The sequence below is a fragment of the Polaribacter sp. HL-MS24 genome, from assembly GCF_032758595.1.
Classification (GTDB): Bacteria; Bacteroidota; Bacteroidia; order Flavobacteriales; family Flavobacteriaceae; genus Polaribacter.
Genome location: NZ_CP136415.1, coordinates 2,440,874 through 2,453,844, shown reverse-complemented (window position 1 = coordinate 2,453,844; position 12,971 = coordinate 2,440,874). Strand labels below are relative to the sequence as shown.

Below are 12,971 nucleotides of genomic sequence, written 5' to 3'. Positions count from 1 at the left end.
TTAGATATTTCCAATTCTAATAATGTCAGCAAAGATCCCAGAGGCTGTTACATCAGCTCCAGCTCCAGCTCCTTTAATAATCAATGGGTTTTGAGGGTAACGGTCTGTAAAAAATAGGACAATATTATCACTTCCTTCTAGATTATAAAAAGGATGTCCTACAGGAATGTGTTGCAAGCCAACATTTGCTTCTCCGTTTTCAAATTCTGCTACATATTTTAGACGACAATTTTTGCTGTTTGCTTCATGAAATACATTTTGAAAATGTGCTTCATTTTGTGTCAATGAAGCATAAAAATCGTCATTATTTGATGTTTTTAAGCTGTTTTCAGGTAAAAAAGCATTGTTTTTAATGTTTTCTAATTCTAAATCATAACCACTTTCTCGGGCTAAAATTAAAATTTTTCTAGCAACATCGACTCCACTTAAATCAATTTTTGGATCTGGTTCTGTATAACCTTCTTTTTGAGCTTGTGCAACTACATCATGAAAGGTAGTCTTTTCGCTAAAGTTATTAAAGACAAAGTTCAAACTTCCCGATAAAACGGCTTGAATTTTATGAACTCGATCACCTGAAGCGATTAAGTTTTTTAAAGTATCTATGATGGGTAAACCAGCACCAACATTGGTTTCAAATAAGAAAGAAACATTGTTTTTTCTTGAAATTTCTTTTAATTTTTTATAATTATCTAAAGAAGAGGCACAGGCAATTTTATTACATGTAACGACTCCAATACTCTCGCTTAAATAGTTTTCATAAAATTCAGAAACTTGCTGATTTGCAGTATTGTCTACAAAAACGCTGTTGCGTAAGTTTTTGCTTTTTACTTCTTCAAAAAATGTTTGTAAGCTCGTTTCTGCACCATTTTGAAGGGCTTCTTTCCAGTTTTCTAAATCAATGCCATTTTCATTGAAATGCATTTTTCTAGAATTTGAAATCCCAACAACTTTTACATTGAGTTTTAAATTTTCTTTCAAGTATTTTTTTTGCTGATGAATTTGCGCTAAAAAGCGTTCTCCAACATTTCCAACACCTGTTACAAACAAATGTAATTGTTTTATTTTTTCTTCAAAAAATTGTTCATGTAAGGTGTTTAATGCTTTCTTTGCATCGTTTTTGTTAATGACCGCTGAAATATTTTTTTCTGAAGCCCCTTGAGCAATTGCTCGAATGTTTACATTGTTTTTACCCAATGCGCTAAACATTTTTCCACTCAACCCTTGATGATTTTTCATGTTGTCTCCCACCAAGGCAATAATACACAAGTCTTGCTCTACTACTGCAGGTCTTACCTTTTGTTGTTGGATTTCATATTCAAAAACTTCATCAATTAGCTTTTGTGCTTGAAGGGAATCTTTATCTTCAATTCCGATACAGATTGATAACTCCGAAGAGGCTTGAGTAATTAGAATAATATTGATTTCGTGAAGTGAAAGTACTTCAAACAATCGTTTAGAAAACCTAGGAATTCCAACCATTCCACTTCCCCCTAAGGTGATTAAGGAGATGTTTTCGATATAACTAATTCCTTTTACTGGCTGATTGTTGGTATTGGTTTCTTGAGTGATGAGTGTTCCAATGTCGTTCGGTTCAAATGTGTTTTTGATGACAATAGGAATTGCTTTTTGTAAAACGGGTTGAATGGTAGGTGGATAAATCACTTTAGCACCAAAGTGAGAAAGTTCCATTGCTTCGTGGTAAGAGATGTGTGGAATAGCAAATGCCTGTTTTACAATGCTTGGGTTTGCAGTAAACATTCCACTTACATCTGTCCAGATTTGCAATTCTTCAACATCTAAGGCTGCTGCATATATAGCCGCAGTATAGTCTGATCCTCCACGTCCTAAAGTTGTGGTTTCTCCCTTGTTTGTTCGTGCCACAAATCCAGGAGTAGGGTTACTTGTGCAGTATTACTTTTAAAATAATTTGTGATGTTCTCATTGGTTGAAGAGAAATCGACAGTGGCTCCTAAATACTGATCTGAAGCAATGATTAATTCTCTACTGTCTTTATAGTTTGTGTCGAGTTCTAATTTTGAAGCTTCAGCTATGATAAAAGAAGAAAGTAACTCTCCAAATCCAGAAATTGTTGCCAATGTTTTTGGACTTAACTCTTGCAGTAAATAACAGCCTTCGTAAATCGTTTCTAATTGATTGAACAATTGTTTTACATGACTGATAATCGCACTTTGCTTGGTAACCGGAATTAATTCTTTTATTACTTCAAAGTGATGCTTTTCTAGATCTAAAACTACTTTTTTGTAGTCATCATTTTTGTTTTTCGCTAAATTAGCTCCTTCGATTAAAGCATTTGTTGTTTTTCCAAAAGCGGAAACAACGACTAAGATTTTATATTCTTTAGAAGTAGAAGCAACAATGTTTAATACTCTCTTGATGTTCTTTGCGTTGGCTACAGAGGAACCTCCAAATTTTAAGACTTTCATTTTTAATGATAAATAGTTGACAAAATAATTTTTTATGAAACTGCTTTCGAGTTCTTTTCGAAAACATATAATGACCTAAGTTGATATGAAATATAATAACCCCTAAAGGGTAATAATTGTAGTATTGCGAATCATACCAATAGAAGAAGTAACAGTAAAAGATACTGTAATGTTTGAGATGATGATATGTTGTATAGAATTATTCACGTTACAAAAATATTATTATTAATCAAGAAGTAAACCTTTATTGATGACTATTTTACTTTCTGAACTGATTAATACTAAATCACCAAAAATTGATATGAAAAAATAGTAAATTACAATCTTTTAGATAGTTTATTTGATTTTTCCTTAATGATGATCGCTATGGGTTTGTTTTCTATTTTGCTTTCCAGCCACGATAAGATGTCTAAATACAAAAAGGCTCTTTTTTCATAGGGATGACTTTCGTATTTTTTTAAACGGGTGTGTATTTTTTTAAATTCATTTTTAATCTCATGAGGATAAACATCGCTTAAATCTCTAATAGAGGTTATAAATTCTTTTTGAACCTCTTGTAAATTTTCCATCTTTAATAAAAATTTATAGGTATCAACAAACTGTCGTTCTAGATCGTAATCCAAACCGCATTCGTAATGGGCTATCAGGTTCAAAACTCTTGCAAAACACTGTAAATCTTCTGCTACTTTTAGATCTTTAGTATTGATAATTTTACCTAAATAGGCTATGCATTCTTTGTTTTTATTCATTCCAAAATACAAACATGCAATTTTATAATACAAGATGACTACATGATGGTAATCGAGTCTACTTTTGTAGGTTTCTATTTTTGCATTAATGATTTTCACCAAGTATTCACCTTCACTAAATGATGCTTCTAGAAAGTGTAAGTGTAATTTGTTAGTATAAAAATAGAGAAATATTAATATTTCAGTATTGCTATTAAAAGGAATACTTTTTTCTTCTATTTCTTTTTCAAAATAAGCGAGTTCTTCTTTGAATTTACGATTGTTTTTGGCTAAAAAAGAGGCCTCTAAGAAATAGTTTTTCCCCTTTAAGTAAAACACAGGATGTAACGAGATTAGATCTTTACGACCCTTGAACAAATCAACCCATTTACTTGCGTATTTATAACTTTGTAAGAAATTTTGAGTCAATAAACTGAACCACAAATGGGACTTGTACAACCATAATTTTTCACGAAAACCAAAGGTAGAGAAATCATATTTTGGCAATTTTTGATTGAAATAGGTCGTGATAAAATCCAATTCCTCGTTATTTTTCACATAGCCATTTTGAAGCAAATGACTGTAAAGTTGTAGGGACAAATTAGAAAGTTTACTGGTAATCACATTAAGCCTACTTAGGTTTTTTGCTTGTACTGATAGGATGTCTGCCCTAGAGCTGATACTTCGTGTAATATATTGTGTTTCAATTACTTTTTCTAGTTCGACAATCTCGTAGGCAACATTTTTCTCTTCGTTGTCTATTGCTAAACCTTTGGCTTTTTCTAAGAGTTTTAAACTTTGTTTGTACAATCCTTTTTGATACAGGATGGTTGCAAAATCTAATTGCTCTCGGATTTGTAAACGGATATTTTGATGAGAAGGATTTAGACGTAAACTAATTAAAATTTGTTTGTACAAATGCGCTTTTAAATTTGATAATTGTTGTTTTGTAACAATATTACTTTTGATAATTTCCTTTTCGTTATAAGTTTTCATTTTATCTAAAAACTTGAAAAGTGAAAAGAATTTAGCATCCACATTTCCTCCCAAACGACTCACATAAAGGTTGAACTGTCTCTTTTCTGACTTTGATAATGATTTTACCAAAATAAATAAAGAATCCTTTTGTTGGTTGAATGATGTAATACTATTACTCATAAGTATCTGTTGGTTAGTAGTTTATGGGATTTAAAAAACAACTAGAAATCGTATTTTATTCTGCAAAAATACAGTTTTAATCAAGACCAATATATACATTTGATTTATATATATGAAATACAAAATTTAAAGATGCAGGATAACAAAGTTCAAATTTTCGATACGACCCTCAGAGACGGTGAGCAAGTTCCATGCTGTAAACTGGATACCAAACAAAAGTTAGTCATTGCAGAACGTCTTGATTTATTGGGTGTCAATGTAATAGAGGCTGGATTTCCTGTTTCTAGTCCTGGTGATTTTATCTCAGTAACAGAAATTTCAAAGATTGTTAAAAATGCATCAGTATGTGGTTTGACCAGAGCTGTTGAAAATGATATTAAAGTTGCTGCAGATGCCTTGAAATTTGCTAAGTTTCCTAGAATTCATACTGGAATTGGAACCAGTGATTCTCATATTAAATTTAAATTCAACTCCACTCGAGAAAAGGTAATCGAACGAGCAGTGAACGCTGTTGCTTATTCAAAATCTTTTGTTGAAGATGTAGAATTTTATGCTGAAGATGCTGGAAGAACTGACAATGAGTTTTTGGCAAAAGTATGTGAGGCTGTCATCAAAGCAGGAGCTACGGTATTGAACATTCCTGACACTACGGGGTATTGTTTGCCAGAGGAATATGGAGCAAAAATAAAGTACCTACGTGAAAATGTGAAAGGAATTGAGAATGTAATACTATCATGTCACTGTCACAACGATTTAGGATTGGCAACAGCCAATTCGATTGCAGGGGTGATGAATGGAGCACGTCAAATAGAATGCACTATTAACGGAATTGGTGAGCGAGCTGGAAATACGGCGCTTGAAGAAGTTGTAATGGTTTTAAAACAACATCCCTATTTGAATTTAGTTACAGATATCAACACCAAATTATTATATGATACCAGTATTATGGTTCGTGAAAGTATGGGAATGCCAGTTCAGCCAAATAAAGCAATAGTTGGAGCCAATGCTTTTGCACACAGTTCTGGAATACATCAAGACGGAGTTATCAAGAACAGAGAGACCTATGAGATAATGGATCCAGAAGATGTTGGAGTTACAGAAAGTGCCATCGTTTTAACTGCCAGAAGTGGTAGGGCTGCCTTGGCATATAGAGCAAAGAAAATTGGTTACGAATTGACTAAAGTTCAATTGGACATTAGCTATGAAGCATTTCTTGAATTTGCAGACAAACAAAAAGAAGTGATTGATGAAGATATTCATATCATCATGGAAAAAGTAAATAAAATTTCTAAAATTACAACCTCATAATGGGAAAAACATTATTTGACAAAGTGTGGGATGCACACATCGTAGATGTAGTAGAAAATGGGCCACAAGTGTTGTATATCGACAGGCACCTAATTCACGAAGTAACGAGTCCTCAGGCATTTAATGAATTGGAAAGCCGTGGAATTTCGATTGCCAGACCTGACAAAATTGTTGCTACTGCAGATCATAATACACCTACGTTAGATCAGCATTTGCCTGTAAAAGACGTATTATCAAGGAATCAATTAGAACAGCTCACCAGAAATTGTGAGAAAAATAAGATAACCTTATATGGTTTAGGCCATGAAAATAATGGGATCGTTCATGTTATTGCACCAGAATTGGGAATTACCCAGCCCGGAATGACGATGGTTTGTGGAGATTCACATACCTCCACTCATGGGGCATTTGGAACCATTGCTTTTGGAATTGGTACCAGCCAAGTTGCACAAGTTTTTGCAAGTCAATGTTTATTGCTTGAAAAACCCAAAAAGTTACGCGTTTCTGTAAATGGAACCCTAGCTAAAGGAGTTTTGCCAAAAGACGTTATTTTATACATCATCGCTAAATTGGGAACCAATTCAGGAACAGGTTATTTCTGTGAGTATGCTGGGAATGTATTTGAAGAAATGTCTATGGAAGGTAGAATGACGGTGTGCAATATGAGTATCGAGATGGGAGCTAGAGGTGGAATGATTGCTCCAGACGAGACCACTTTTGAATACATAAAAGGAAGAGAATTTGCTCCACAAGGTGAAGAATTCGATAAAAAAGTAGCGTATTGGAAAACACTTCCTACAGATGCGGATGCAGTTTTTGATCAAGAATACAACATCAAAGCAGAAGATATCGGTCCTATGATTACCTATGGTACCAACCTAGGAATGGGAATTAAAATTACGGAAAATATTCCTGAATTAGTAGACGCGTCTTTTGAAAAGTCATTAGAATACATGAATTTTAAAAAAGGGGAATCACTAATTGACAAAGAAATCAATTATGTCTTCATTGGAAGTTGTACCAATTCTAGGATTGAAGATTTTAGAGTTGCCGCAAGCTTTGTGAAAGGAAAGCAGAAAGCCCAGAATGTGAATGCCTTATTAGTCCCTTATTCGCAAAAAGTGGCAAAACAAATTCAAGAAGAAGGATTGCAAAGTGTTTTTGAAGCAGCAGGTTTTACACTAAGACAACCAGGTTGTTCTGCTTGTTTGGCAATGAATGATGATAAAATTCCTGAAGGAGAGTACTGTGTTTCTACCTCTAATAGAAATTTTGAAGGAAGACAAGGGCAGGGATCTAGAACCATTTTGGCGAGTCCACTAGTTGCAGCAGCTACTGCGATTGCAGGAAAAATAATAGACATTACAAAACATTTGAATTAATGGAAAAATTTATAAAATTATCGTCCAGAGCAGTTCCTTTGGAAACAGAAAATGTAGATACCGATCAAATTATTCCAGCTCGTTTTTTAAAGGCTACTGACAAACTAGGTTTTGGAGACAACGTTTTTAGAGATTGGCGTTATCACAAAGATGGAACCCTAAACAATAGTTTTCCATTGAACAATCCTAGCTATGGTGGAAGTATTTTGGTAGCAGGAAATAATTTTGGTTGTGGTTCGAGTAGAGAACATGCAGCATGGGCTTTGGCTGGATATGGATTTAAAGTCATTGTGAGTAGTTTTTTTGCGGACATTTTTAAAGGAAATGCCTTGAATAATGGCTTATTGCCAATACAGGTTTCAGAAGATTTTTTGAAGAGTTTATTACAAGAAATTCAAGAAAACCCTAGTGTAGAAATTTGTGTAGATTTAGAAAACCAAGTAATCTCCACTTCACAAAAAGAAGAGAAATTTGATATTGACTCTTATAAAAAAGTATGTATGATTAATGGATACGATGATATCGATTTTTTAATCAGTAAAAAAGAGAAGATTAAGTCCTTTGAGGCTACTTTATAAAAACATTAAATAATTACAAATGAAATTTAATATTGCAGTAATTCCAGGAGACGGAATAGGTCCAGAAGTAATCAATCAAGCAAAGAAAGCCTTGAACGCGGTTGCAAACACCTACAACCATGTATTTATTTACACAGAAGCACAAATGGGAGCCTGTGCCATCGATGCCACTGGAAATCCTTTACCTGATGAAACTTTAGCGGTGTGTAGAAATTCGGATGCTATTTTATTTGGAGCTATTGGTCATCCAAAATATGACAATGATCCTTCTGCAAAAGTACGTCCAGAACAAGGATTGTTAAAATTGCGTAGCGAATTGGGATTGTTTTGTAACATCAGACCAGTAAAAGCTTACGAACAGTTAATTGACAATTCTCCCTTGAAAAGAGAAATTATTTCAGGAACTGATATTTCAATTTTTAGAGAATTGACCGGTGGAATTTATTTCGGAATTAAAGAATTGAGTGAGGACGGAACAGTTGCTTTTGACGGATGTTCATATTCTGTTGAGGAAATTTCACGAATTGCACATTTTGCTTTTAAAGCAGCACAAAATAGAAGAAAGAAAGTAACTTTAATAGACAAAGCAAACGTATTGGAAACTTCTCGTTTGTGGAGGAAAACAGTTACAGAAATTGCTAAAGAATATTCAGACATCACCTTAGAGTTCTTGTTTATTGACAATGCAGCGATGCAAATGATTTTAAATCCAAAACAATTTGATGTGATTCTTACTGAAAATCTTTTTGGAGATATTATTTCTGATGAGGCTTCAGTTATTGGAGGCTCTATTGGTTTGTTAGCATCCTCATCTATTGGAAATGAAAATTCGCTTTTTGAACCGATTCACGGTTCTTTTCCTCAAGCAACAGGAAAAGATATTGCAAACCCATTGGCATCAATTTTATCAGCAGCAATGTTGCTGGAACACCTAGGATTGCATGAAGAAGCAAAAGCCATAGAAAAAGCTGTTGAAAAATCTTTGGAATTATCAATTGTAACTCAGGATCTAAATGCCGAATCTTCTTTTTCAACTTCAAAAGTTGGGGATTTTATTGCGGACTATATTGAAAATCCAGAAGACAGTAATCACAATTTTCAAAATATTCATATGGGACAAAGTACGATTATTTAAAGTCCAAACAATCCACTTTTAAAACCCTTGAATTTTATTTCAATAAATTTTAATCTTTCAAAGTTTCGAATTTTTTTTTGTAAATAATTCAAGAGTTGAATGTCAGTATAAATTGTAGTTAATAAGTTGATTTTTAATACAATAATCCTATATAAGGGTGCCTGAATTTAACGAATTTAATTGTGAATTATTCAAAAAAAATCAAGAAACACAGTAATTTAGTCAAAAAATTGAAGATTTAATAAATGGAATTAAATAAATATAGCAAAAGATTAACACAGGATGAATCTCAACCAGCGTCTCAAGCAATGTTGTATGCGGTTGGATTGACGGATGAGGACATGCACAAAGCTCAAATTGGGATTGCTAGTACAGGGTATGATGGAAATCCTTGTAATATGCATTTAAACAATTTGGCAGCTGAGGTGAAAGTGGAAGCAAACATCGCAGGGTTAGTGGGTTTAGGATTCAATACCATTGGTGTATCCGATGGAATTTCGATGGGAACATCGGGGATGAATTATTCTTTAGCATCGAGAGACATTATAGCCGATTCAATAGAAACGGTCATGAATGCTCAGAGTTATGATGGGTTAATTTCTGTAGTGGGTTGTGACAAGAACATGCCAAGGTGCAGTTATTGCCATGTTGCGTCTCAATCGTCCTTCAATCATGATGTATGGAGGGACCATTGCCTCTGGAAATTACAAAGGAAAAAAACTAAATATTGTCTCTGCTTTTGAGGCATTAGGACAAAAAGTTGCTGGAGAAATTGAAGAAGATGAATACAGAGAAATTATCAAACGAGCAATTCCAGGAGCTGGAGCTTGTGGAGGGATGTATACTGCAAATACCATGGCATCTGCCATAGAGTGTATGGGGTTTTCATTGCCGTATAATTCATCAATTCCTGCCGAGAATCCTCACAAATTATCAGAAGCAGAAAGAACCGCATTGGCCATTAAGAATTTGTTAGAGTTGGATTTGAAACCGTTAGATATAATTTCTAAAAAATCCATAGAAAATGCTATTGCGATTGTTAATGCATTGGGTGGATCTACAAATGCAGTCTTACACTTTTTAGCCATTGCACATGCAGCAGATATTGACTTTACTTTAGCCGATTTTCAAAAAGTGAGTGATCGTACTCCTCTAATTGCCGATTTAAAACCTTCTGGAAAATATTTAATGGAGGATGTTCATGGAGTTGGTGGAACTCCAGCCGTAATGAAATACTTACTCGACAATGGATACTTGCACGGTGACTGTTTAACAGTTACAGGTAAAACCTTAGCGGAAAATTTAGCCAACGTAGAAGCTTTAACATTTGATGAAGACTCTCAAGATGTTATTTATCCAAAAGATAAGGCTCTGAAATCTTCAGGGAATATTCAAATATTATATGGAAATCTTGCAGATGAAGGAGCGGTTGCAAAAATCTCAGGAAACGAAGGATTATTGTTTGAGGGAAAAGCAGTCGTATACGATGGTGAACAGGCTGCAAATACTGGAATATCAAACGGAGAAGTAGAAAGAGGTGATGTGGTTGTTATCCGTTATGTGGGGCCAAAAGGAGGTCCAGGAATGCCAGAAATGTTGAAACCAACCTCTTTGATTATGGGAGCTGGATTGGGAAAATCAGTTGCCTTAATTACCGATGGTCGTTTTTCTGGAGGAACCCATGGATTCGTGGTGGGACATATTACACCAGAAGCTCAATCGGGAGGGACTATTGCATTAATAGAAACAGGTGATACAATTCGGATTAGTGCAGAAAACAATACGATAAACGTTTTACTCACTGATGAAGAGTTGGCTTTAAGAAAAGCAAACTGGGTTGCTCCAGCTTTAAAACATTCGAAAGGAATATTGTATAAATATGCTAAAATAGTAGCCTCTGCGTCTAAAGGATGTATTACAGATGCTTAACTTAAAGTAAAAGAAACGAAGAAAAGAAGACGATATGGAAACACAAACCATAAAAAACAAAGAAACCACACCAAAAGTTACAGAAAGAATTTCAGGTAGCGAAGCAGTAGTTCGTTGTTTAATTGAAGAAGGAGTAAAAATACTCTACGGATATCCTGGAGGGGCAATCATGCCTGTTTATGATGAGTTGTATAAGTTTCAAGACAAAATTCACCATGTACTAACACGTCACGAGCAAGGTGCAACTCATGCTGCACAAGGGTATGCAAGAATTTCTGGAAATGTTGGAGTTGCCATGGCAACTTCTGGACCAAGCGCTACCAACCTAATTACGGGAATCGCAGATGCACAAATCGACTCGACTCCAATGGTGTGTATTACGGGTCAAGTGGCTTCTCATTTACTGGGAAGTGATGCCTTTCAAGAAACGGATATTGTTGGTATTTCAACGCCAGTAACAAAATGGAATTGTCAAGTTACAAAAGCGTCCGATATTCCCTCAGTACTAGCTAAAGCCTTTTACATAGCAAGAAGTGGAAGACCAAGGTCCTGTTCTTATAGACATTACCAAAGATGCACAATTTGAAGAGTTCGATTATTCGTATGAAAAGTGTACAAAAGTAAGAAGTTACAATCCTGTACCAAAGACAGATCTACCTGCTATAGAGGCCGCAGCAACCTTAATCAATGCTGCAAAGAAACCTTTTATCGTATGGGGACAAGGTGTTATTTTAAGTGCTGCTGAAGAAGCCTTTAAAGCCGTTGTAGAGAAAGCAGGAATCCCTGCTGCTTGGACAATTTTAGGAGCTTCTGCAGTCCCAACTTCACATCCTCTAAATGTAGGAATGGTTGGAATGCATGGAAATTATGCTCCCAATATACTAACCAATGAATGCGATGTTTTAATCGCTATTGGAATGCGTTTTGATGATCGAGTAACGGGAAGTTTAGAGACCTATGCCAAACAAGCAAAAGTGATCCATTTTGAAATTGACCCTGCAGAGATTGATAAAAACGTGAAAACGGATGTTGCTGTTTTAGGAGATGCAAAAGCGAGTTTAGAACTGCTATTACCTCTTTTAAACGAAAACAAACATACTGCTTGGCACCAACAATTTAAAGATTTGTATGCAATCGAATATGATAAAGTCATACAACATGATTTGCATCCTACCAAAGAAGGATTGACGATGGGAGAAGTAATTCATCAAATCAATATTCAAAGTAAGGGAGATGCTGCTATAGTTACGGATGTAGGGCAGCACCAAATGATTGCGTGTAGATATGCTGAATTTAACAAAACAAAAAGTAATATTACATCTGGAGGATTGGGAACAATGGGCTTTGGTTTGCCAGCTGCAATTGGTGCAAAGATGGCAGCTCCAGAACGTGAGGTTGTTTCAATTTCAGGCGACGGAGGGTATCAAATGACCATTCAGGAATTAGGAACTATTTTTCAACAAAAAGCAGCTGTAAAAGTAGTCGTTTTAAACAACGACTTTCTGGGAATGGTGCGTCAATGGCAACAATTGTTCTTTGACAAACGCTATGCTTCAACAGAAATGATCAACCCTAACTTTGTTGCTATAGCTGAAGGCTATTATTTAAAAGCTAGAAAAGTAACCAAAAGAGAAGAATTAGCTGATGCAGTCAAAGAAATGATGGAAAGCAAAGAAGCTTACTTTTTGGAAGTATGTGTAGAAAAAGAAGGAAATGTATTTCCAATGATTCCTTCAGGAGCAAGTGTTTCAGACATAAGATTATCATAAAATGAATACAGATAAACAACTATTTACAGTATCAATTTATACTGAAAACAATATTGGATTGTTGAACAGAATTTCGGCAATTTTCCAAAGAAGGCATATCAACATTGAGAGTTTAAATACTTCTCCTTCAGAAATTGAAGGTGTCTCTAGATTTACTATTGTAGTGAATATCACCGAAGAACATGTAAAAAAAATCATCGGTCAGATTGAAAAACAAGTAGAAGTTATAAAGGCTTACTATCATAACGATGAGGACACTATTTATCAAGAATCTTGTATTTTTAAGATGAAGTCTGATTTGTTATTTGAAGAACGACAAATTCAGAATATAATTAAAGATAGCAACGCGAGAATCGTTACAGTCAATAAAGAATTTTTTGTGATTGAAAAATCAGGAAGAAAAGAAGAAGTTGATTTGATATACAAAGAATTAAAATCTTTTGGAATACTCCAATTTACGCGTTCAGGAAGAATATCAGTATCAAAACAACCCATGGAAATTTCACAAATGCTGGCAGCATTTAACTAAACAAAAATTAA

6 protein-coding genes and 3 pseudogenes are annotated in these 12,971 nt (G+C 34.6%); 7 read left to right on the top strand and 2 right to left on the bottom strand.

Translation table 11 applies throughout. From position 1 onward, the window contains the following. Positions 1-2,444, bottom strand: a pseudogene (gene thrA, locus RRF69_RS11545) (bifunctional aspartate kinase/homoserine dehydrogenase I). A 317-nt stretch (positions 2,445-2,761) separates the two neighbouring features. After that, positions 2,762-4,330: a hypothetical protein gene (locus RRF69_RS11540; RefSeq protein WP_316939929.1), complete on the bottom strand. Its 1,569-nt coding sequence runs from the start codon at positions 4,328-4,330 to the stop codon at positions 2,762-2,764. A 132-nt stretch (positions 4,331-4,462) separates the two neighbouring features. Between RRF69_RS11540 and RRF69_RS11535 the strand changes: the two genes are divergently transcribed. The 7 genes and pseudogenes from RRF69_RS11535 to ilvN all read left to right on the top strand — a co-directional run bounded on the left by RRF69_RS11535 (position 4,463) and on the right by ilvN (position 12,960). Beyond that, on the top strand, positions 4,463-5,638 hold the full coding sequence (locus tag RRF69_RS11535) for a 2-isopropylmalate synthase (protein WP_316939928.1): 1,176 nt from the start codon (positions 4,463-4,465) through the stop codon (positions 5,636-5,638). Continuing rightward, positions 5,638-7,020, top strand: a complete 1,383-nt coding sequence (gene leuC / locus RRF69_RS11530) for a 3-isopropylmalate dehydratase large subunit (RefSeq protein WP_316939927.1) — start codon at positions 5,638-5,640, stop codon at positions 7,018-7,020. Before RRF69_RS11535 ends, leuC begins: the two co-directional genes overlap by 1 nt. Continuing rightward, positions 7,020-7,598, top strand: a complete 579-nt coding sequence (gene leuD / locus RRF69_RS11525; protein WP_316939926.1) for a 3-isopropylmalate dehydratase small subunit — start codon at positions 7,020-7,022, stop codon at positions 7,596-7,598. Before leuC ends, leuD begins: the two co-directional genes overlap by 1 nt. A gap of 19 nt (positions 7,599-7,617) precedes the next feature. Continuing rightward, a complete protein-coding gene (leuB, locus tag RRF69_RS11520) occupies positions 7,618-8,733 on the top strand; it encodes a 3-isopropylmalate dehydrogenase (protein ID WP_316939925.1) in 1,116 nt (371 codons plus the stop codon). Positions 8,734-8,978: 245 nt separating this feature from the next. Next, positions 8,979-10,662 (top strand): annotated as a pseudogene (ilvD, locus tag RRF69_RS11515) (dihydroxy-acid dehydratase). A gap of 34 nt (positions 10,663-10,696) precedes the next feature. Beyond that, positions 10,697-12,431, top strand: a pseudogene (gene ilvB / locus RRF69_RS11510) (biosynthetic-type acetolactate synthase large subunit). 1 nt (position 12,432) lies between these two features. Beyond that, a complete protein-coding gene (gene ilvN, locus RRF69_RS11505) occupies positions 12,433-12,960 on the top strand; it encodes an acetolactate synthase small subunit (RefSeq protein WP_316939924.1) in 528 nt (175 codons plus the stop codon). Positions 12,961-12,971 lie beyond the last annotated feature (11 nt).

Excerpts from the sequence above, each read along its gene's own strand:
- RRF69_RS11540 (WP_316939929.1), bottom strand. The coding sequence starts at position 4,330 with ATGAGTAATAGTATTACATCATTCAACCAACAAAAGGATTCTTTATTT.
- RRF69_RS11535 (WP_316939928.1), top strand. The coding sequence starts at position 4,463 with ATGCAGGATAACAAAGTTCAAATTTTCGATACGACCCTCAGAGACGGT.
- leuC (WP_316939927.1), top strand. The coding sequence starts at position 5,638 with ATGGGAAAAACATTATTTGACAAAGTGTGGGATGCACACATCGTAGAT.
- leuD (WP_316939926.1), top strand. The coding sequence starts at position 7,020 with ATGGAAAAATTTATAAAATTATCGTCCAGAGCAGTTCCTTTGGAAACA.
- leuB (WP_316939925.1), top strand. The coding sequence starts at position 7,618 with ATGAAATTTAATATTGCAGTAATTCCAGGAGACGGAATAGGTCCAGAA.
- ilvN (WP_316939924.1), top strand. The coding sequence starts at position 12,433 with ATGAATACAGATAAACAACTATTTACAGTATCAATTTATACTGAAAAC.